The sequence below is a fragment of the Segniliparus sp. genome, from assembly GCF_051660745.1.
Lineage (GTDB): Bacteria > Actinomycetota > Actinomycetes > Mycobacteriales > Mycobacteriaceae > Segniliparus.
The window spans coordinates 17,459-39,379 of sequence record NZ_JBOFQF010000044.1 but is presented as its reverse complement, the minus strand read 5'-3'; the positions used below and the strand labels follow the sequence as shown (position 1 = coordinate 39,379).

Below are 21,921 nucleotides of genomic sequence, written 5' to 3'. Positions count from 1 at the left end.
GCCACCTGGCAGTTGATAACCTGAGCAAGATTCGAGGACCGGCGTTCCGATGCAGCTGACACCAGCCGATGTGCACAATGTGGCTTTCACCCGTCCCGCGTTCCCGCAGCGCGGTTACAGCGAGGAGGAGGTCGACACCTTCCTCGACCTCGTCGAGGTGACCCTCGCGGCGAACGTCGAGGAGAACACCGCCCTCAAGACTCGGGTCACCGAGCTTGAGACGCAGGTCGAGTCCTTCCAGTCGCAGAACGGGGCCCCGGTGTCGGGCTTCGTCGGCGCGCCCGCCGTCGGCGAGACCTCCTCCGAGGACCTCGCGAACCAGGCGGGCCGCGTCTTGGTGCGCGCGCAGGAGACCGCCGACCAGATCCTCGCCGAGGCCAAGGCCGAGCGCGACCGTCTGCTCTCGGAGGCCAAGGCCGAGCGCGAGCGCCTGCTGTCCGAGGCGAACGAGAAGCACGAGCAGCTGGTCTCCCAGGCGAGCGCGACCGCCGAGAGCATCCTGAGCGAGGGCCGCTCGAAGCACGAGGCTTTGCTCACGGACGCGCAGGCGCAGGCCGATTCGAAGCTGCAGCAGGCGCACGAGCACGCCGAGAACCTCCGGGCGGAGGCCGAGCGGACGCACGCGGAGAAGATCGGGCAGATCAGCCAGACCAAAGCGCACCTGGAGGGCCGCGTCGAAGAGCTGCGGACCTTCGAGAAGGACTACCGGGGCAGGCTGCGCGGCCACTTGGAGTCCATGCTGGGCGACCTCGGCTCGCGCAGCTCGGGCTCCGAGGGCGAGGAAGACCCCGCGCAGCAGCCGCAGCAGCCGTCCCAGTAGTAGGGGCAGTTGAACAAGCTGCTCTTCGCGGTCGCGCCGCTTGCCCTGCTGGCGTTCATCGCGCTGGGGATGGCGGCGAGGACGAAAAGCGTCTGGTGGGCCGGGGCGGTCGTGCTCTTCAGCGCGCTCGGAGTTCTGGCGTTGGCGGTGGAGGCCGTGCAGCTCGTCCGGTCGCGGCGGCCTCGGCCTGAGGAGTCCCTCGGCCAAAAATCCCCTGGCGCCCAAAAGGATAATGAAGCAATGGCAGAGACAGAATCGTCGGCGCAGGGCGCGCAGCCCCAACAGCTGGCGGGGGACGAGCGGGCGCCCGCGTACCCGAGGGCGGATGTGGCGAACGGGGCGAGCAGCGCGAATTTCCCCGCGTTCGAACAGTCGGTTCTCGATTTCTGGGACCAGGACGGCACCTTCGCGGCGGCGATGGCGCAGCGCGAAGGCGCCCCCGAGTACGTGTTCTACGAGGGGCCGCCGTTCGCCAACGGCCTGCCGCATTACGGACACCTGCTCACCGGGTACGTCAAAGACTTGATCCCTCGGTTCCAGACGATGCGGGGCAAACGGGTGGACCGCAGGTTCGGCTGGGACTGCCACGGGCTGCCCGCCGAGATGGAGGCGGAGAAGCAGCTCGGCATCACCGACAAGAGCCAGATCGAGGCGATGGGGCTCGACAAGTTCAACGACTTCTGCCGCAGCTCGGTGTTCAAGTACTCCCACGAGTGGCGCCGCTATGTGCGCCGCCAAGCCCGCTGGGTGGACTTCGAGCAGGACTACCGCACGCTCGACCTCACCTACATGGAGTCGGTGATGTGGGCGTTCAAGCAGCTCCACGACAAGGGGCTGGTGTACAAGGGCTACCGCGTCGGGCCGTACAGCTGGTACGAGCAGACGCCGCTCTCCGCGCTGGAGGCCCGGCTCGACGACTCGTACCGGATGCGCCAGGACCCGGCGGTCACGGTGGCGATGCCGTTGGCCGACGGCCCCCTCGCGGGCGCGCGGCTCTTGATCTGGACCACCACGCCGTGGACATTGCCGTCGAACCTCGCCGTCGCCGTCAACCCGAAGCTGCGCTACGCGCAGGTGCGCGGCCGGGACGGCGAACGGTACGTGCTCGCCGAGGCGAGGGTCGCGAGCTACGCGCGCGAGCTCGGCGACGAGCCCGAGACGCTGTCCACGCATGCGGGCTCCGAACTGGTGGGATCGCAGTACACGCCGCCGTTCGACTTCTTCGCGGACCATCCGAACGCGTTCCGCGTGCTCGGCGCGGACTACGCCACGGACGACTCCGGAACGGGCGCGGTGCACCTCGCGCCCGCGTTCGGCGAGGAGGACTTCGAGCTCGCGAAGGCGAACGGCCTCGACGTGGTCCAACCGCTCGACCCCGGCGGGAAGTTCACCTCGGCGGTCCCGACGTACGAGGGCTTGCAGGTCTTCGACGCGAACCCGGTCATCATCAAGGACCTCAAGGCGGCGGGCCTCCTGCTGCGGCACGAGACGATCGAGCACTCCTATCCGCACTCGTGGCGCTCGGGGAAGCCGCTCATCTACATGGCGGTGGACGCCTGGTACGTCAAGGTCTCCGAGTTCCGCGACCGGATGGTCGAGCTGAACAAGTCGATCGCCTGGTACCCGGAGCACATCCGGGACGGCCAGTTCGGCAAATGGCTCGAAGGCGCGAGGGACTGGAACATCAGCCGCAACCGCTACTGGGGCTCCCCGGTGCCGGTGTGGGTCTCCGACGACCCGGCCTACCCGAGGACGGACGTGTACGGCTCGCTCGACGAGCTGGAGCGCGACTTCGGGGTGCGTCCGACCGACCTGCACCGCCCGATGATCGACGGGCTGACCCGCCCGAACCCGGACGACCCGACGGGCAAGTCGACAATGCGCAGGGTGCCCGAGGTGCTGGACTGCTGGTTCGAGTCCGGCTCGATGCCGTACGCCCAGGCGCATTACCCGTTCGAGAGCCAGGACTGGTTCGCGTCGCATTTCCCGGCGGACTTCCTCGTCGAGTACAACGGCCAGACCAGGGGCTGGTTCTACAGCCTGCACGTGCTCTCGACGGCCCTGTTCGACTCGCCCGCGTTCAAGAGCGGCATCGCCCACGGCATCATCCTCGGCGACGACGGCCAGAAGATGAGCAAGTCCAAGGGCAACTACCCGGACATCCAAGAGGTCTTCGACCGCGACGGGGCCGACGCCATGCGCTGGTACCTCATGGCCTCGCCGATCCTGCGCGGCGGCAACCTCGTGGTCACCGAGCAGGGCATCCGCGACGGCGTGCGCCAGGCGCTCCTGCCGCTGTGGAACACCTACAGCTTCCTTCGGCTGTACGCGCTGCGCCCCGGCGTGTGGCGCGCCGACTCGCCGCACGTCCTGGACCGCTACATCCTCGCCAGGCTGCGCCAGACCGTCGAGGCGATGACCGAGGAGCTCGAAGGCTTGGACGTCGCGGACGCCTGCGAGCAGCTGCGCGACTTCTGCGAGGTGCTCACGAACTGGTACGTGCGCCGCTCTCGGGAGCGCTTCTGGGCGGAGGACCAGGACGCGATCGACACCCTGCACACCGTGCTGGAGACCGTCTGCCGTCTTGCTGCTCCGCTCTTGCCGCTGGTCAGCGAGGTGATCTGGAAGGGCCTCACCGGAGAGCGCTCGGTGCATCTTGCCGACTGGCCGACCGCCGAGAGCCTGCCGCACGACCCGGGCCTCGTCGCCGCGATGGAGCGGGCCCGCGAAGTCTGCGCGGCGGGCCTCTCGCTCCGCAAAGCCACCGGCCTCCGGGTGCGCCTGCCGCTCAACTCGCTCACCGTCGCAGGGCCGGGCGCCGGGGCTCTTGAGCCCTACGCCGACCTGGTGAAGGCCGAAGTGAACGTCGACGAGGTCGTGCTGCTGTCGGATATCGCCGACTCCGGCCGATGGGAGGTCGTGGTCAACGCGCGCGCGGCGGGCCCAAGGCTCGGCGGCGCGGTCCAGCAGGCGATCAAGTCGGTCAAGGCCGGAGACTGGCGCGCCGAGGGCGAGAACGTCGTCGCGGGCGGCGTCGAGCTGTTGCCCGGCGAGTTCACCCGGACCCTCGTGCCCGTCGCCCCGGACCGGACCCAAGCCATCGGCGAAGGACAGGCCCAGGGGCTCGTGGTGCTCGACACCGAGTTGGACGAGTCCCTCGAATCCCGAGGCTGGGCCGCCGACCGCATCCGCGAGCTGCAGAACCAGCGCAAAGAATTGGGCTTGGACGTCTCCGACCGGGTCGAGGTGGTCTTCACCGCGCCCGAGGACGCGCACGCGTGGGCGCTGCGGCACCAGGACTGGATCGCGAGGGAGATCCTCGCCGTGGCGTTCGACGTGAAGTCAGGCGAGCGGGTGCACTCGGAGATGACGAAAATTTAGCCGCGCTGGAGCTCGAAGACGGGGATGAGCCGGTCGGTCTTCGTCTGGTACTCGGCGAAGCCCGGCGCGCGCTGCACGACGGTCTCGTAGATCCGGTCGCGCTCCTCGCGCGGGAGTTCCACGGCGACGGCCCCGGTCTGCGGTTCTGCGCCGATCTCGACGCGGACCTGCGGGTTCGCGCGGAGGTTGGCGACCCAGGCCGGATTCGCGTCGCGCCCCGCGGCCGAGCCGACGACATAGATCTTGCCGTCGATGTCGAAGTACGCGACCGGGTTGGTCCGCTCCGCCCCGGTTTTGGCCCCGACGCTGATCAGCAGCAGGAGCGGGAATCCCTCGAACGCTCCGCCGACTTTCCCGCCGTTGGCCCGGAATTCGGTGATGTTCTGCTCGTTGAACGATCGCTCTTGTCGCAGATCGCTGGTGTCGTCGCTCATGAGGGGCCCTTCCTGGCGCTTTCGGCGGTTCGGCCCCCACAGTACAGGGCAGCGGTCATGCGAAAGCGAACTCGCGGACATGCGCCGCGATCGCCCGTGCGAGGCCGACGGGCACGGCGTTGCCGATCTGCTTGGCGACGGTGGTCTTCGTGCCGCACCAGAGATAGTCCTGCGGGAAGTCCTGCAACAGGGCCGCCTCGAAATGCGTGATGGGGCGGTTCACCCGGTGCGTCCCGTCCGCGTCCCATTGCGGATGCAGGTACGCGCCCTTCTCCGGTTTGAAGAACTCCGTCCGGATCGTGTGCGATGGCTCCTCCCAGCGCATCCGGCCCATGACGTCCGTCGTGCCCGTCGCCTTCTCGCGCCAGCAGCGGGGCAGCAGGCGCTCCGGCAGGTCGAACCGTCCGCCGCCCGGCGGCACATGGTCGTAGCGCTCGAGGGAGAGCGGGGTCGGCGTGCGTCCGACATGGACGTCCAGCCCCTTGAACACTCCGGGCACGGCCTGGCCGAAGAACTGCGCGGCCGAGTCCGGCAGCGCCGTCGTGGCGGGGCGCTCCGGGGCGGCGCCGATCCTGGACCGGACTCCCGCCCAGGGCAGCGCCGCCTTCGGGCCGGGCACGCGGGCGTGCGTCGGCTCGGGCAGGGCGACGCGTCCGACCCTCGATCCGATGACGATCGTCCGTTTGCGCCGTTGGGCGACGCCGAAGTCGGCGGCGTTGAGCACGCCGTAGGACAGCTCGTACCCGCGCAGCGATCCGTTGTCCGCCTCGGCGCGCAGCGACTCGAACTCGGCCGAGCGCAGGAACTGGTCGACGTTCTCGATGACGAAGACGCTCGGTTTGGCGGCGCGCACCACCCGCAGGTACTCCCGCCAGAGCTGGTTGCGGGGGTCTCGGGCGTCTTTCGAGCCGAGATTGGAGAACCCCTGGCAGGGCGGCCCGCCGATCACGACGTCGGCAACGGGGATCTCGTCGTCGCGCACGTCCGCGATGTCGCGCCAAAGGACGTGGTCCTCGCCGAAGTTGGCGGCGTAGGTCGCCGCCGCGTGCAGGTCGAACTCGACCGCGAGCCTCGACGTGAACCCTTCGGCCGCGAAGCCGCTGGTCATCCCCCCGCAACCGGCGAAAAGGTCGATCAACGAGGGCATATTCGCAGTGTAGCGGGGCGCGGTCCCCGATGCGCGCAAAAGATGTCAGACCTCGCATTTATCCTCGTCGTATGAGTCGAGCGCGGTGGGTGCTGCACGTCGACCTCGACGCGTTCTTCACCTCGGTCGAGCAGTTGACCCGCCCGACGCTGCGCGGCAGGCCGGTGCTCGTCGGCGGGGTCGGGACCCGAGGGGTCGTCGCGGGCGCGAGCTACGAGGCGAGGGAGTTCGGCGCCCGCTCGGCGATGCCGATGGGCGAGGCGAAGCGTCTGATCGGCGCGCGGGCGGTGGTCTTGCCGCCGAGGTTCGGCCTGTACCGGCAGTTCTCCGAGGCGGTGTTCGCGGCGGTGGAACGATTCTTGCCGGTCGTGGAGCAGCTCTCCTTCGACGAGGCGTTCGGCGAGCCGGAGTCGCTGGCCGGGGCGGCGCAGGCCGACGTCGTCGAGTTCTGCGCGGCGTTGCGGGCGGCTGTGCTCGAGCAGACGGGCCTGACCTTGTCTGTCGGGGCAGGATCGGGCAAACAGCTCGCGAAAATCGCGTCCGGCCTCGCGAAGCCCGCAGGCCAACTTGTGGTCGCCGCAGGGGAGGAGCGCGCGTTTCTCGCCGAGCTGCCGGTCGGCAAGCTGTGGGGCGTCGGGCGGGTGCTGCGCGGCAAACTCGCCGAGCAGGGCGTCACCCGGATCGGCGAGCTGGCCGAGCTCTCGATGGACTCGGCCAGGGCGGTGTTCGAGCGGGCCGAGCTGACCTGGACCATCGGGCACGGCCTGTGGCAGCTCTCCCAGGGGATCGACCACCGCCACGTCGCCCCGCGGGCTCCGGCCAAACAGATCAGCGTGGAGACGACGTACGAGACGGACCTCGTTGCCGAGTCGGCGGTGCGCCGCGAGGTGCAGTTGCTCGCCGAGCGGGCGATCACGAGGCTCGTGGCCTCGGGCAAGGCGGCGCGGCGGGTGACGGTGAAGATCCGCACCGGCGATTGGCGCACGATGACCCGCTCCGCGACCCTGCCGCAGGGCACCCTCGACAAGCAGGCGCTGGTCGGCATGGCGCTCTCGCTGTCGCCCGATCCCTCGGGCATCGGCTCGATCCGGCTGCTCGGCGTCGGGTTCGGGAGCCTGACCGAGGAGGAGCAGCTGGCGCTCTTCTTTTCTAGCGAGCACGGTTTTTCTGGCGAGCACGGTTTTTCTGGCGAGCACGGTTTTTCTGGCGAGCACGGGGAGGGCGGACCGGAGGAGGAGTCCTGGGACGCGGGCGAGGACGCGCCTGCCGGAGCGCTCGTCGCGGCGCCAGGGCCTCGGCCGGGGCAGGACGTGTTCCACCCCGAACTCGGCCATGGCTGGGTGCAGGGGGTCGGGGTGGGCGTGGCCACCGTTCGCTTCGAGACCGCGACGACCAGGCCGGGGCCGGTGAAGTCCTTCCCGGTGGGCGACCCCGTGTTGTTGCCCGCAGATCCAATGGGCAGTCTCGGCGGGCTAGTGTTGCCGGACAGCGTCGGCGAGCCGGGTTAAGATTCGGCGGTGACGGCAACGCGGCGCGTTTTTCTCGGCCTTCTCGTGGCGGGCGGATTCGGCGCGCTCAATATCGGCGGCTTCTCCGTCCTGCAGGGCAAGCTCGGCCCGCAGCGGCTGAGCGCGGGCAAGATCGTCCAGGCGTTGCAGTCGCTTGGCGGGAAGTTCCCCGGCTACCGGAGCAACCACGCGAAGGGCGTCGGGGTCTACGGCAGGTTCGAGAGCAACGGCGCGGGCGAGGCGGTGTCGCAGGCCTCGGTGTTCCGCAAAGGGGAGTACGAGCTGCTCGGACGGTTCTCGTTGCCAGGGCAGAACCCGCACGTCGCGGACTCGGCGGCGGCGGCAAAAGGCCTGGCGCTGCAGTTCTCGCTCCCCGAGGGGGAGCAGTGGCGCACCGCCATGGTGAGCGCGCCGGTCTTCCACGTCGCGACTCCCGAGGCGTTCTACGAGTACACCTTGGCGAATACGCCCGATCCCGCCACCGGCAAGCCCGACCCGGCGCTTCTACAGCGTTTCTTGGCCGCCCATCCGGAGAGCGCCAGCGCGCTTGCGGCCATCAAAGCCGCGCCGCAGGCTCCGAGTTTTCTGACCGCGACCTATAACGGGCTCTCCGCGTACGTGTGCGACGACGGGCGGGGGAGCAGCACCCCGGTGCGCTGGAAACTCGTCCCCGAGGAGGCGGCGGCCCCGCAGGCGGGGGAGGGCCCGAACGCCCTCTTCGAGCAGCTGCTCCAACGGATCAGGAGCGGCCCGGCGCGTTGGCGGCTGGTCCTGGTGCTCGGCGAGCCGGGCGACCCGACCCACGACTCCACCCGGGCCTGGCCCTCGGGCAGGCGCGAGCTCGACGTGGGGACCGTCGTGCTCGCCGAAATCGCGACGGCGCGCTCCAGCGCCGCGCGGGGCGTGAACTTCGACCCGACCGTGCTGCCACGAGGGATCGGCCTCTCCGACGATCCGATCCCCTCCGCGCGTTCGGCGGTGTACGGGGTCTCGTACCGCCGCCGCGCCGGGACCGCGCCGGGCCCGGAGGCGGGCGCGTGACGGCGGCGGAGCTGACGGCTGCGGCGGAGCTCCCGCTGCCCGCGCGCACTCGGTACGGGCTCCTCTCGCAGCTGCTGCATTGGTCGATGGCGGCGGCCATCTATGCAGCGTTGGTCCTCGGGGCCCTGCTTTCCTGGAGTCTCGGCGGCTACCACCAGGTGCTGGCCTGGCACAAGCTGGTCGGCCTCGTCGTGCTGGCGCTGGCGGCGATCCGGATCCCGCACCGGATCCTTCACCGCGCCCCGCCGCAGATCGCGGGCGTCCCGCGTTGGGAGCGGGCGCTCGCGTCTGCCGCCGACGTGGCGATGTACGTCCTTTTCGTCGTGGAGCCGCTCCTTGGCTGGGCGACCGTCAACAGCGCGGGGGACGCGGAGTTCCTCTTCGGAGCGGTCCGGCTGCCGCAGATCGTCCCGGCGGACCCCGGCCTGTACCTGCAGCTCCACGGCCTCCACGCCAAAGCGGCTTGGCTGCTCCTGCTGCTCGTCACCGCGCACATCGGCGCGGTGCTCTTCCACACGGTCGGATTGCGCAACGGGCTGTTGCGGCGGATGCTGCCGGGCAGCACGACCGAACTCGGGCCGAAGGCTTCCTAGCGGATCGGCACGGCGATGGCCCAAGGGCCTGGCAGGTCTTGAGGGACTCGCGCAACCCCGCCGCATCGGGTACATCTAGAAGCGTGTCTTCACGTCTGCGCCGATGGATCCCCCTGGACAACTTCGTCATCGCGATCCTCGCCGTCGTCGTCCTCGCGAGCGTGCTCCCCGCCTCGGGGCTTGCCGCCGACGTCCTGGAGCAGGCGACCAAAGTCGCCATCGCCCTGCTTTTCTTCCTCTACGGGGCCCGCTTGTCCCCGGCGCAGGCCTGGGCCGGGCTGAAGAACTGGAAGCTGCACCTCGCGGTCCTCGTCTTCACCTTCGTCCTCTTCCCCGCGCTGGGCCTGTGCTCCCAGCTGCTTCCCGACGCGGCCCTGCCCCATGCGCTGCGCCAAGGGTTCCTCTATCTCACGCTCACCCCCTCCACAGTGCAGTCCTCGATCGCGTTCTGCGCCATCGCGGGCGGCGACGTGGCGGCCGCAGTGGTCGCGGCCTCGCTGTCGAGCCTGCTCGGCGTCTTTCTGACCCCGGCGTTGGTGATGCTGCTCTTCGGCGCCCACGACGTGGCCATCAGCTGGGCTTCGGCCCTCGACGTGGTGCTGCAGCTCCTCGTGCCGTTCCTCGCCGGGCAGGCGGCCCGGCGGTGGATCGGGGAATGGGTCAAAGCGCACGCCCGCCAGCTCAAATTCGTGGACCAAGGATCGATCCTGCTCGTGGTCTACAGCGCGTTCAGCCTCGGCATGACCGAAGGCGTGTGGCGGCGCGTGCGGCTGGCCGACATGGCCGTCCTCGCCCTCGACTGCACCCTGCTGCTCGCCCTCGTGCTCGGCTGCACGGCCCTCGCGGGCAAGGCTCTGCGGCTGTCGTACGAAGAGCGCGTGGTGCTGCTCTTCTGCGGCTCGAAGAAAAGCCTCGCGGCGGGCCTGCCGATCGCAGGCGTGCTGTTCGGGCCGGGCCAGCTCGGCCTCGTCTCGTTGCCGCTCATGCTGTTCCACCAGATCCAGCTGTTGGTCTGCACGGTTGTCGCAGGCAGGATGGGGCGCAAGCATCACGCGCGGACACAGGTCTCGCCTGCGGGCTGAGCCTTGCCCTGCGGGGCGCCGGTCTGCTTGATAGCGTGGCCCGCATGGGCAGCTCCGAACCGTTCCCGCGCTTCTCCGACGGCTCCGAGCGGGGCGCCGTCCCCCTCTCGCGGCGCGGCGCGCTGCTCGGAGCCCTCGGGACCGCCGTGCTCCTCGGCACGGGGCGGCTCTCCGCCCGCCCGTCCTCGGCGGCTCCCGCCGCGGACCCCTTCGCGCTCGGCGTCGCGTCCGGCGACCCGCTGCCCGACGGGGTGGTGCTCTGGACCCGGCTCGCCCCAGACCCCCTCGCCGCAGACGGCTTCGGCGGCATGGGGCCTGCTCCGGCCACGGTGCAGTGGCAAGTCGCCTCGGACGAGAGCTTCCGCCGCGTCGTGCGCGAAGGCTCGGTGACGGCCACGCGGGAGCTCGCGCATTCCGCGCACCCGGAGGTCGGCGGGCTCGAACCGGATCGGGTCTATTACTACCGGTTCCGGGCGGGGACGGCGATCTCGCCGGTCGGGCGGACCCGCACCGCGCCCGCGCCGGGGGCCAGGCGCGACAGCCTCCGTTTCGCGTTCGCCTCCTGCCAGCGCTGGGACCACGGCTACTACACCGCGTACGAGCACATGGCGGACGAGGACCTCGACCTGGTGGCGCACCTCGGCGACTATATCTACGAGATCCCGTTCACCAGCGAGAACAACCTCCGCGAGGCCGAGGTGCCCGCGCTGTTCAACACCCGCCCCACCGACCTGCCCCGGTACCGCTCGCAATACGCGCTCCACAAGCTCGACGAGCCCATCCAGCGGGCGCACGCGGCCTTCCCCTGGGTCGTCGTCTTCGACGACCACGAGGTGGAGGACGACTGGGCGGGCGACCACTCGGGGTGGCGGTACAAGACTCCCCGCGCGCAGTTCGTGGCGCAACGCGCCGCCGCCTTCCAAGCGCGCTACGAGCACTTGCCGCTGCGGGCGGCGCAGCGTCCGCGCGGCGCGAGCACGCTGGACTACCGCAGGCTCGGCTACGGGCGGCTCGCGGAGTTCTTCGCGCTCGACACCCGCCAATACCGGGACCCGCAGCCCTGCGGCGACCAGTACGACACCGACTGTCCGGAGCGGACCGCCCCGAACCGGGCGATGATGGGGGACCGGGAGCGCGCGTGGTTCCTCGACGGGCTCGCGTCGAGCGGGGCCAGGTGGAAAGTGGCGCTCAACCAGGTGCAGCTCATGCAGATCCAGTTGGACGATCCGCCGAAGACGGGCTACAACAACGACTGCTGGGACGGCTACCCGGCGGAGCGCGCGAAACTCCTCGGCGGCGTCGCCGAGCGCGGGGTGCGGGATTTCGTCGTGGTCACCGGGGACACGCATAAGAACTACGCGGGCGATCTCAGGCCGGATTTCAACGACCCCGCCTCCCCGGTCGTCGCCAGCGAGTTCGTCGGCACCTCGATCTCTTCCAACGGCGACGGGCAGGACGTGGCCGAGACGGAGGCGAAGCTGATGCGGAACAATCCGCATTTGAAATTCTTCAACGACCAACGGGGCTACGTGCGCTGCGAGATCACCGCCGAGCGGTTCCAGACCGATTACCGCGCGCTCGACTACGTGCAGCGCCCCGGCTCGCCGATCAACACGTTGCGCAGTTTCGTGGTCGAGGCGGGCAGCGCGGGGATTCGCGAAGCCTGATCTCGCCAGGGAACAGGGTCAGGCCCGGTCTTCGAGAATGCGGTCCATGATCTTCGCGGCGGCGTCCCGCGTGCTCGCGGACCAGCACACCATGACGTGGACGAGGACGGCTTCGCGCCGTTTGCTGATGGTGGAGCAGGTCCACGTCGAATTGACCTGGCGGGACTCCCAGCTTGTGGACATCGGGTCGAGGCCGACGAGCGCGAGCTCCCACTGCGACTGGGGCACGCCGTCGTAGTCGATGACGACCGTCTGGCCCGCGCAACGCCGGGCGGCCTCCGCCACCGTGCGCTGCGCGGCGGCGGCGCTCGCGGCTTCGGGGTACGAGACGACCGCCTCGTCCACGCCCAGCCCGTTGGCGTAATGCTCGCGCTGGGACTGCTCGGTGACGTTCTCGTCGAAGGCCAGCTCGTGGTACGCCGTCCACGCCGTGCCGAGCGCGGCGGACCTGCCTGCCCCGGAGACGGCTTCGCAGTAGCCCGGCCTGCTGTGGCTGTTCTCGTCGTCCGGTTTGCGGAACTCGCCGCGCACGGTGAGCGGTTTGCCGACGATCCCGCTGATCTCGGCCTGGCCGAGCAGCAGGGAGTCGGCGGCTTGGGCGGGGGCCGTCCGGACTGTGGCAGAGGGCGCCGGGCGGTCTGCGCCGCCGCAGCCCGCCAGCGCGCAGGCGAGGACGGCACAGGCGAGGACGGCGGCGCTCGTCGCCGACGGACGGCCCATCCGTGTCTCCCTCCAGGCGAAGCGAATTCCGATTTTCGATCATAACGGATCAGAAACCCCGGCATTCCGAACGGCCCGGACGATTGCGTGTCGGGCGTCACGTGGGCGCAAGCGGCTTTTCGAGGCTATATTGGTCGAGGCGGAAGCCCGGTCGGGCGGGCCGCCGACGGGCGGCGTGACGGGGCGTCGTGCCAGCTCAACTCGTACGTCCTCGTTGACAGCCGACGCACAGATTGGACACAGCGACATGACAGGCAGGACTAAAGCTCGTCTCAGGCGCGGGGCATAGGGTCCAAAGCATGACGAACACAGGCGTGCTGGCGGCGCAAGAAGGATCAGCCTCTGGAGGGCGGCTTCAGGCCACCGTCCTCGACGTGGTGGTCCCCGTGTACAACGAGGAGAAAGACCTCCCCACGTGCGTGCACCGCCTGCATGCCTATCTGGACGAGCACATGCCGTTCCCGGCCCGCATCGTCATCGCGGACAACGCGAGCACCGACGCCACGCTGGAAGTGGCGCAGCAGCTCGCCGCGCAGTACGAGAACGTGGTCGTGCGCCATCTCGACCTCAAAGGCCGGGGCCGCGCGCTGCACACCGTCTGGAGCGAGTCCGAAGCCCAGGTCGTGTCCTACATGGACGTGGACCTCTCCACCGACCTCAAGGCGCTCCCCCCGCTCGTCGCGCCCCTGGTCTCCGGCCACTCCGACGTCGCCATCGGCTCGCGCCTCGCCAAAGGCTCACGGGTGGTGCGCGGCCCGAAGCGCGAGTTCATCTCCCGCTGCTACAACCTGATCCTGCGCAGCACGCTCGGCGCGAGCTTCTCCGACGCGCAATGCGGGTTCAAAGCGATGCGCGCCGATGTCGCCCGCGAGCTGCTCCCGCTGGTCCAGGACAAGGGCTGGTTCTTCGACACCGAGCTTTTGGTGATCGCCGAATCCGCGGGCCTGCGGATCCACGAGGTCCCGGTGGACTGGGTCGACGACCCGGACAGCCGGGTGGACATCGTCCACACCGCCGTCGAGGACCTCAAAGGCGTGTGGCGGGTCGGCCGGGCGCTCGCGACCGGGGAGCTGCCGATCGCCGAGCTGCGCAAAGCCGTCGGCCGCGAGCCGTTGGTGCAGGGCGTGCAGCGAGGGCTGGTGGGCCAGATGGTCCGGTTCGGCATCATCGGCGTCCTCTCCACCCTCGCCTTCGCCCTGCTGTACTTGGCGCTGCGCCCCGAGTTCGGCGCGCAGGTCGCGAACCTGGTGGCCCTCTTGACCACCGCCGTCGCGAACACGGCCGCCAACCGGGCGTTCACCTTCGGGGTCCGGGGCCGCGCGGGCGCGGGCCTGCACCACCTGCAAGGCCTGGTCATCTTCCTGATCGGCTGGAGCCTCACCTCGGGGTCGCTCTACGCCTTGCACACCTTGGCCAGCAGCGACCCAGGCCATCACATCGAGCTGATGGTGCTCATCGTCGCGAACCTGGTCGCCACGTTGGTCCGGTTCATCGGCCTCCGGCTGGTCTTCCGCCACCACCACGCGCGCCAGAACCCCGCTTCCGCCGCGTGAGCGGGGCGGGGAACCAGGTCCGCCGAATCGACCGGCGGGCCTGGCTGTTGGTGGCGCTTTTGCTCGGCACGTTCGGGACATATCTGGTCAATCTCGGACGGAACGGCTGGTCCAACGCGTTCTACGCGGCGGCCGCGCAGGCCGGTTCGCAGTCCTGGACGGCGTTCCTCTTCGGAGCCTCGGACGCGCCGGGGACGATCACCGTGGACAAGCCGCCCTTCGCGCTGTGGCCGATGGCGCTGTCCGTCAAGCTGTTCGGGCTGTCGTCCTGGAGCCTCCTGGTCCCGCAGGCGCTGATCGGGACGGCCTCGGTCGGCCTGCTCTACCTGGTGGTGCGGCGCTCGTTCGGCTCGGACGCGGGGCTGGTCGCCGGGCTGGTCCTCGCCCTCACGCCCATCGCCATGGTGATGTTCCGGCACAACAACCCGGACGCGATGCTGGTGCTGCTGGAGATCGCCGCCACCGGGGCCATGCTCGAGGCGGTTCGCGCCGAGCGCGCGTCCCGGTCCGCGTGGTGGCTCCTGGCCTGCGGCTCGCTCATGGGCTTCGCCTTCCTCACCAAACAGCTCGCGGCCTTCCTCATCCTGCCCGGGCTGGCGCTCGTGTGGCTGGTGAGCGCCAAGCCGGGGCTCCTCAAGCGGGCAGGGCTCTCCTTCGTCGCGCTCGCGGGCCTCGTCGTCTCGGCGGGCTGGTGGGTGGCGCTGGTGGAGCTGTGGCGCCCGAAAGACTCCCGGCCCTGGGTCGGCGGGTCCGAGGTGAACTCGTTCCTCGACCTCACTTTCGGCTACAACGGGATCGGCAGGCTCACCGGCGACGCCTTCCACAACTTCGGCCGAGGGGAGCCCGGCGGCGAGGAGTGCGGCGGCGGCTTCGCCAAGAAAGGACCGTTCGGCCTCCCGCCGGGTTTGGACCGGATGTTCTCCGACTGGGTCGGCGGACAGATCGGCTGGCTCATCCCCGCAGCGGCCGTCCTGCTCGTGTTGGGCTGGGCGCTCGTCTGGCGCTCGCCTCGGACCGACGCGCGGAAGGCGGGCCTCATCGCGTGGGGCGGCTGGTTCGTCGTCACCTTGCTGGTGTTCAGCTACATGAAAGACACCTTCCACCCCTACTACTCGGTGGCGCTCGCCCCGGCGATCGCGGCTCTGGTCGGAGCCGGGCTCGTGCTCGCCTGGGAGCGGCGGGACTCGCTGCGGGTCCGGCTCGCGCTCGCGCTCGCCGCGCTGGCCACGGCGGCGGCGGGATGGACGATCCTCGGACACACCCCGGACTGGCTGCCGTGGTTGCGCTGGGCGCTGCTCGTGGCGGGCGCGGTGGTCGCGGTCGGCCTCCTGCCGCTCTCCGAGCGGACCAAACCCGCCGTGTGGTTCGCGGCGGCGGCGGGCCTCGCCGTCGTCGGACTGGCGGGCCCGGTGGCGTACGCGTTCCCGGACCTCTCCCGTCCCATCGCGGGCGGGATGCCGTCGGCAGGCCCGAGCGATCCCATGTCCGGGCTGTTCGCGGGCATGGGCGAAGGCGCTGGGCAAAGTCCTGGGCAGGGCGCCGGGAGCGCGGAGGGGAGCAGTTGCGGACCCAAGCGCCGAGAGGGCGGGCGCTCGCCGTTCGACGAGCGCACCGACCCCGCGCTCATCGCGGCCTTGCGCCAGGACGCTGGCCGGTACACGTGGGCCGCGGCGGGCGTGAGCGCGATGGGCACGGCCCAGTACCAGCTCGACTCCGGCCTCCCCGTGATGCCGGTCGGCGGCTTCAGCGGGCGCGACCCGTGGCCGACGCTCGCCGTGTTCCAGCAGCTGGTCGCCGAGGGGAAGATCCACTACTTCCTCGCGCCCGCCGACTCGGACCCGGCGGACAAGGACGACGAGACGGAGTCGGGCAAGATCGCCGCTTGGGCCGAGGGGCGTTTCGAGCCGCAGACATTCGGCGACGAGAAGCTCTACGACCTCACCAAGCCGAAGGGCTAGCCGAGGCTTCTCATCCGCTTGCGACGCGGGGATGCGCGATGGCGTAAAGTCGTCTCGTGCCAGGCAGCGTTCCCACTCAGCATGTTGACACCGTCGAGATCGCGAACCAGACCCCCGACCATCCGCAGCCGTTCCGGGAGCTGGGCCTCACCGAGGACGAGTACGAGCGGATCAGGGAGCTGCTGGGCAGGCGCCCGACGGATCCCGAGCTCGGCATGTACTCGGTGATGTGGAGCGAGCACTGCTCCTACAAGTCTTCGAAAGTCCACCTCAAGTACTTCGGCGAGACCACGACCGAGGCGATGCGGGCGGGCCTGCTCGCGGGCATCGGCGCGAACGCGGGCGTGGTGGACGTCGGCCAGGGCTGGGCGGTCACGTTCAAGGCCGAGTCGCACAACCACCCCTCGTTCATCGAGCCGTACCAGGGCGCTGCCACCGGCGTGGGCGGCATCGTCCGCGACATCCTGGCGATGGGGGCCCGGCCGGTCGCGGTGATGGACCAGCTCTGCTTCGGCGAAGCCGACGCGCCCGACACCCATCGCGTGCTGCCCGGCGTGGTCGCCGGGGTCGGCGGCTACGGCAACTGCCTCGGCCTGCCGAACATCGGCGGACAGACTCTTTTCGACGCCTGCTACGCCGGAAACCCGCTGGTGAACGCGCTGTGCCTCGGCGTCCTTCGTGCGGACGCGGTGCATGAGGCGAAAGCCAGCGGCGTCGGGAACCTCGTCGTGCTCTACGGAGCCCGCACGGGCCGGGACGGCATCGGCGGGGTGTCGGTGCTCGCGTCCGAGACGTTCGAGGGCGAATCGGCGGGCGGTGGCAAGAAGCTCCCCGCCGTGCAGGTGGGCGACCCGTTCATGGAGAAGCTGCTCATCGAGTCGAGCCTTGAGATTTTCGCCGCCGGGCTTGTCGAGGGCATCCAGGACCTGGGCGGAGCGGGCCTGTCCTGCGCGATCTCGGAGCTCGCCGCCGCAGGCGACGGCGGGATGCACGTGACGCTCGACCGGGTGCCGCTTCGGGCCGCCGACATGACGCCGACGGAAACGCTGTGCAGCGAGTCCCAGGAGCGGATGTGCGCCATCGTCGCCCCGGACAAACTGGACGAGTTCCTCGCCATCTGCGCGCGTTGGGAGGTGACCGCCACCGTCATCGGCGAGGTCACCGACACCGGCCGCCTGCAGGTCGACTGGCACGGGGAGCGCATCGTCGACGTCGTCGCGCGGACCTTGGCCGACGAGGGCCCGGTGTACCACCGTCCGATCGAGCGCCCCGCATTCCAGGACGCGCTGGTCGCCGACTCCGCCGCCGCGCTGGCGCGGCCTGCGGACGGAGCGGGGCTGCAGGAGGCGCTGCTCGCGCTGCTCGCCTCCCCCGGGCTGTGCTCGAAACGGTTCATCACCCAGCAGTACGACTCGCTGGTGCGCGGCAACTCGGTGCTGATCCCCGGCGCGGACGCCGGGCTGGTCCGGGTGGACGAGGAGTCGGGCCTCGGCGTCGCGATTGCGACCGACGCGAACGGCAGGTACGCGAAGCTCGACCCGTACCGGGGCGCGCAGCTCGCGCTTGCCGAGGCGTACCGCAACGTTGCCGTCGCGGGCGCCGTGCCGAGGGCCGTCACGAACTGCCTGAACTTCGGCTCCCCGCAGGACCCCGGCGTGATGTGGCAGTTCGCCCAGGCGGTGCGCGGCCTCGCGGACGGCTGCGCCGTGCTCGGCATCCCCGTCACCGGCGGGAACGTGAGCTTCTACAACCAGACCGCAGACGTGGCGATCAACCCGACCCCGGTGGTCGGGGTGCTCGGAGTCGTGGACGACGTCGCCCGCGCGGTGAAGGTCGGGTTCGCGCCCGACCACGGGCAGGTGCTGTTCCTGCTCGGCGAGACCCGTGACGAGCTGGACGGCTCGGCATGGGCGCACGTGGTCCACGGCCACCTCGGCGGGGAGCCGCCCGTCGTCGACCTCGAAGCGGAGCGCCGCCTCGCGGAAGTGCTGCACGCCGCGGGCAGGCAGGGCCTGCCGACCGGCGCGCACGACTTGTCGGAGGGCGGTCTCGCGCAGGCGCTCGCGGAGTCGGTCCTCGCCGCAGGCACGGGCGTCCGCGTGACCTTGCCCGCCGGGGCCGACCCGTTCGTTTCGCTGTTCTCCGAGTCCTCGGGCCGGGCGCTGGTCGCGGTCACCCACACCCAGGCAGGAGCCTTCGAGGCGCTGGTCGGCTCGCGCGGCGTGCCGCTCGCCCGCGTAGGAGTCGTCGTCCCAGGCAGTGCGGAGCTGGAAGTCCAAGGCCTGTTCACAGTTGGTGTCGCGGAGCTGCGCGAAGCGCACGAAGGCACCCTCCCCGCGCTCTTCGCCTGACCTCCCCGGAGCGCACGCTCCCAAAAGTGTGCCCTGTTTCACAGCGCTTTCACGGGTGTGTATGATTTGAGTCACCACGACGTGAAGGGCGAAAGCACCTAAGGCGAGGGTGGTAATACGCGAAAAAAATATAGGATCCGCGCCAGGGCGGATCGTGTTGCCCGATATGAATAATATCGGTCATATGTCCTCGTCCTGACGCTCAACGGCCGGAAGACCAGCGTTGCTCCTCCGGCAGATCGGAGAGCCCCATGGCCAGATCCACCCCCTTTTCTCAGACGGCCTTGTCCCGGCTCGTCCGCCGGTCGACGACAGCTCTGTTCGCGGCGGTCGTCGGCGTGAGCATGACCTTCGCGGGGCCTGCCGTCCCGCAAGCGCAGGCTGCGGACATCCTCGGCATGCCCATCAACATCACCGGCTCGCTCGCCACGGGGCTGGAGGCCTCAACTGCTCCGGTGGTCTCCGCCGGTCCCGGTTTCACCACCCCGAGCGTGCTCGGCTTCAGCGACGCGTTCAGCGCGTACCACAACACGTTCACCGCGTTGGACGCGACGTTGGTCCCGTCGTCCAACCTCGTCCCGCTCGCCAATCTCGCCGACGCGTTGGGCCAGATCTCCCAGACCGGCCTTTCGCCCAGCACGCTTGGCGCGCTGACCTCGGCGATCACGCAGATCGGGCAATTGGCCTCCGGGTTGAACAACCCGCTGCAGCTCACCGGCAACGCCGCCCTGTTCAACAATGTCACCCAGGGCCCGAGCAACGCCATCACCGGGCCGTTCGGGCTCGGCAGCACCCAGAGCCTCTTCCAAAACACCTTCACCGGAGTCGCGGCCACGGCGGTCGCGGGCGTCGACCTCGGCCAAGCGGGCCAGCTGGCCTCGGATTTGGGGCAAGTCGCCCAGGGCGGCGTCACGCTCGCCAACCTCGTCAATCTGGTCTCCGCGATCAGCCAGCTCACCGCCGCGGGCTCGGGAGCCGGGATGAGCGCGACCCTTGAGGCCGCCGTCACGGTCTTGCACGACACATTCGCCGGGCCCCAGGTCGGGTTCACCGGTCCTGGTGGGCTCGCCGCAGCCTTGAGCAGCTTCGACAACACGTTCAACGGGCCGAACGCGCAGCTTGCCGCGTCGATGCCGATCGGCCCGAACGGCACCGCGCTGGAGAACCTGACCACTCTGGCGAGTTCGCTTGGCGATCTCGCCAATATCGCGAACGCGTTGAGCATGATCAGCTCGCCGGGCGATCTCGTCAATCTCGGCCCGGTCTTCGGCGACCTCGTCAAACTGGGCTCCGCGCTCGGCGGCCCGCTCAACGTCGACCTCGCCGCCAACCTGTTCAACGACACGGTGAACGGCCCGAAGCTCGGGTTCGCCGGACCGGCCGGGGTCAGCGCGGCGGCCACGACCTTCGGCAACACGCTGACCGGGCCTTCGGTCCATATCACCGGCTCGGTCGGTTTCGACACGCTCGGCGACGCGCTGAACAGCTCGGGCAATGTGCTCAGCAGCCTCGGCCAGGTGCTTATCGACAACTTCACGACCACGATCACGTCCTTCAACAACACCACGACAGGTCCCACGCTCGGGCTCACTGGTCCGGCCGGGACCAGCGCGGCGCTGGCCACCGGGGCCAACTCGCTCACCGGCCCCGTCGTGACCCTCACGCCCCAGGGCACCACGGTCAGCTCCTTCAGCGACACGATCACCGGACCGGCGGCGAGTCTCGCCGGGCCCGCAGGCCTCGGCCTCGCCGTCCAAACCGGGAGCAACACGCTGAACGGGCCTTGGATCAGCACGAACAAGCCCCTCCAGGTGGCCCCCTTCGTCACGGGCCTCACCAATACGGGCGCATTGTTGACCGATCCGAGCGCGCTGGCGGGCAATCCTGGCGCATTGTTGACCAACCTCGGCCAAATGCTCACCGCGCTCAGCGGCGGCGGCGATGTCACGCTCCATTCCTTCAGCGACAGCGTCGTCGGCCCGAAACTCGCGATCGGCGGCCCGTTCGGGCTCGGTATCGGCGTCGACGTGGCAGGCGGCGCGCTCACCGGCCCGAGCGCCACGTTCAACTCGCAGGGCCAGCTCGTCGGCCTCACCACGGGCAGTCTTGCCGTGAACGCCGTGAATCTGACCCTCACCGGCCCGAACGGCACCGTCGCGACTCTCACCACGCCGAGCTTCAACGTCACGGGGCCGAGCATGAGCAATGGCACGTTCACCGCTCCGACCGTCGGCTTCGATCTCGGCGGGGTCAGTTTCACCGCGCCGTCCACCGCGAGCGCGGCGACAACCGGCACGAGCCTTGCGGCAGGCGGTCCTGCTCCGTCGGCGGCTGGCACGACTGCGACCAGTGTCGGGGCGACGACTGGCACGAGCACAGCTGCTGGCACGAGCGCGATCACGGCGGCTGGCGCGACGAAGCCCGCGACCAACGAGTCGGCTCCCGCGGCGACCGGGACCAGCGCGGCGACACCTGCGGCAGGCGGCATTGTCTCGGACGCGGCGAAGGCCTTTAGCTCTCTGACGGGTGGCGCTTTGAGCGCCGCAACCGGCGGGGCGGCGACGGGCACAACCGGCACAGGCACGACCGGCGCGGGCGCAAGCACCACTGGCTCGGCCACGACGGCCACGACGGGCACGACGGGCACGGCCACGACTGGTGGCACCACGGCCACAGGCACGACTGGTTCTGGGACAACCGGCACGGCGACGGCCGGCACGGGCGCAAGCACCACTGGCTCGGCCACGACTGGTGGCACCACGGCCACAGGCACGACCGGCACGGGTTCGGCTGGCACGACGGGCACGGGCGCAAGCAGTACTGGCTCGACTGCGGGCACTGCGAGTGGTTCCGCCACGACTGGCTCGGCCAGTGGCGCTACAGGATCGGGCAGCTCCAGCGCGAGCGGCGGTTCGACTGGCGGCTCCAGCACGGGCGCAAGCAGTACTGGCTCGGCTGCGGGCACTGCGAGTGGTTCCGCCACGACTGGCTCGGCCAGTGGCGCTACAGGATCGGGCAGCTCCAGCGCGAGCGGTGGCTCGACTGGCGGCTCCAGCGCGGGCGGCAAGACTGGCTCTGGTTCCTCGGGCAGCGGCTCCGCCAACTGAACGAGCCGAGGGCGCGGCGGGCAGGTCTTACCGGGCCTGCCCGCCGCTTTGTCGGTCGAGCCCGAGCCAGGCGAGAATTGCGTCGGCTTGCCCCTGCTGGGGGAGGCGCAGATCGACGACAAGGCCAGGCTCGTCGGGACCGAGCCGCTCCAACGTGGCGAATTGCGAGTCCAACAGGCTCGCGGGCATGAAATGCGTCCGGTGGGCGAGGCGCTCGGCGAGCACGTCGCGTGGTCCGTCGAGATGCGCGAAGACAACGGCGTTCGCGGGGCCGCCTTCGCGCAATCGGTCGCGGTAGGCGTGCTTGAGCGCGGAACAGGACACCACCGCGCCCCGCCCGAGGCTGGCCCGCTCGTGGATCCAAGCGGCGATGGTGGCGAGCCAGGGCCAGCGGTCCTCGTCGGAGAGCGGGACGCCCGCCGACATCTTCGCGATGTTCGCGGGCGGATGCAGCTCGTCGCCTTCGAGCAGGTCCCACCCGGTCTCCTCGGCGAGCAGGCCCGCGATGGTGCTCTTGCCGCAACCGGAAACCCCCATCACCACCACGATGGAACTCATG

General features: G+C 70.1%; 15 protein-coding genes. 11 read left to right on the top strand and 4 right to left on the bottom strand.

Going from position 1 to position 21,921, the window contains the following annotated elements; all coding sequences use genetic code 11:
* Positions 1-49 precede the first annotated feature (49 nt).
* Positions 50-820 (top strand): DivIVA-like cell division protein Wag31, encoded by a 771-nt coding sequence (gene wag31 / locus ACRC20_RS16525; protein ID WP_438687484.1) that lies wholly within the window; start codon positions 50-52, stop codon positions 818-820.
* 240 nt (positions 821-1,060) lie between these two features.
* Positions 1,061-4,201 (top strand): isoleucine--tRNA ligase, encoded by a 3,141-nt coding sequence (gene ileS, locus ACRC20_RS16520; protein ID WP_438687541.1) that lies wholly within the window; start codon positions 1,061-1,063, stop codon positions 4,199-4,201.
* On the opposite strand, the gene ACRC20_RS16515 is transcribed toward ileS, so the two are convergent.
* Both ACRC20_RS16515 and ACRC20_RS16510 read right to left on the bottom strand, forming a co-directional pair.
* On the bottom strand, positions 4,198-4,635 hold the full coding sequence (locus ACRC20_RS16515; protein WP_438687483.1) for a nitroreductase family deazaflavin-dependent oxidoreductase: 438 nt from the start codon (positions 4,633-4,635) through the stop codon (positions 4,198-4,200). The two genes, ileS and ACRC20_RS16515, sit on opposite strands and share 4 nt — an antisense overlap.
* Before the next feature lie 55 nt (positions 4,636-4,690).
* A complete protein-coding gene (locus ACRC20_RS16510; protein WP_438687482.1) occupies positions 4,691-5,782 on the bottom strand; it encodes a DNA cytosine methyltransferase in 1,092 nt (363 codons plus the stop codon).
* 71 nt (positions 5,783-5,853) lie between these two features.
* Here ACRC20_RS16510 and ACRC20_RS16505 point away from each other — a divergent pair, with 71 nt between their 5' ends.
* The 5 genes from ACRC20_RS16505 to ACRC20_RS16485 all read left to right on the top strand — a co-directional run bounded on the left by ACRC20_RS16505 (position 5,854) and on the right by ACRC20_RS16485 (position 11,673).
* Positions 5,854-7,290, top strand: coding sequence for a DNA polymerase IV (locus tag ACRC20_RS16505; RefSeq protein WP_438687481.1), 1,437 nt, complete (start codon positions 5,854-5,856; stop codon positions 7,288-7,290).
* Between the two features lie 9 nt (positions 7,291-7,299).
* Positions 7,300-8,331 carry a catalase family peroxidase gene (locus ACRC20_RS16500; RefSeq protein ID WP_438687480.1) on the top strand — a complete coding sequence of 344 codons (1,032 nt, stop codon included), beginning with the start codon at positions 7,300-7,302 and terminating at the stop codon, positions 8,329-8,331.
* Positions 8,328-8,924, top strand: a complete 597-nt coding sequence (locus ACRC20_RS16495; protein WP_438687479.1) for a cytochrome b — start codon at positions 8,328-8,330, stop codon at positions 8,922-8,924. Before ACRC20_RS16500 ends, ACRC20_RS16495 begins: the two co-directional genes overlap by 4 nt.
* An 83-nt stretch (positions 8,925-9,007) precedes the next feature.
* Positions 9,008-10,006, top strand: a complete 999-nt coding sequence (locus ACRC20_RS16490; RefSeq protein ID WP_438687478.1) for a bile acid:sodium symporter family protein — start codon at positions 9,008-9,010, stop codon at positions 10,004-10,006.
* 44 nt (positions 10,007-10,050) lie between these two features.
* Positions 10,051-11,673: an alkaline phosphatase D family protein gene (locus ACRC20_RS16485; RefSeq protein WP_438687477.1), complete on the top strand. Its 1,623-nt coding sequence runs from the start codon at positions 10,051-10,053 to the stop codon at positions 11,671-11,673.
* Between the two features lie 18 nt (positions 11,674-11,691).
* On the opposite strand, the gene ACRC20_RS16480 is transcribed toward ACRC20_RS16485, so the two are convergent.
* Positions 11,692-12,393, bottom strand: coding sequence for a sensor domain-containing protein (locus ACRC20_RS16480; RefSeq protein ID WP_438687476.1), 702 nt, complete (start codon positions 12,391-12,393; stop codon positions 11,692-11,694).
* Positions 12,394-12,692: 299 nt separating this feature from the next.
* On the opposite strand from ACRC20_RS16480, the gene ACRC20_RS16475 reads away from it, so the two are divergent.
* The 4 genes from ACRC20_RS16475 (at position 12,693) to ACRC20_RS16460 (ending at position 21,362) form a co-directional block, all read left to right on the top strand.
* Entirely contained in the window at positions 12,693-13,946 is a 1,254-nt protein-coding gene (locus ACRC20_RS16475; RefSeq protein ID WP_438687475.1) for a glycosyltransferase, read from the top strand.
* Positions 13,943-15,904, top strand: coding sequence for an ArnT family glycosyltransferase (locus tag ACRC20_RS16470; RefSeq protein WP_438687474.1), 1,962 nt, complete (start codon positions 13,943-13,945; stop codon positions 15,902-15,904). The genes ACRC20_RS16475 and ACRC20_RS16470 overlap by 4 nt, the downstream gene beginning before the upstream one ends.
* 56 nt (positions 15,905-15,960) lie before the next feature.
* Positions 15,961-18,255, top strand: coding sequence for a phosphoribosylformylglycinamidine synthase subunit PurL (purL, locus tag ACRC20_RS16465; protein WP_438687473.1), 2,295 nt, complete (start codon positions 15,961-15,963; stop codon positions 18,253-18,255).
* A gap of 251 nt (positions 18,256-18,506) precedes the next feature.
* Entirely contained in the window at positions 18,507-21,362 is a 2,856-nt protein-coding gene (locus tag ACRC20_RS16460; RefSeq protein WP_438687472.1) for a beta strand repeat-containing protein, read from the top strand.
* 27 nt (positions 21,363-21,389) lie between these two features.
* Here ACRC20_RS16460 and ACRC20_RS16455 read toward each other — a convergent pair whose 3' ends face one another.
* The gene (locus ACRC20_RS16455; RefSeq protein WP_438687471.1) at positions 21,390-21,920 is read right to left on the bottom strand and encodes a gluconokinase; all 531 of its coding nucleotides are present in this window, start codon (positions 21,918-21,920) and stop codon (positions 21,390-21,392) included.
* Position 21,921 lies beyond the last annotated feature (1 nt).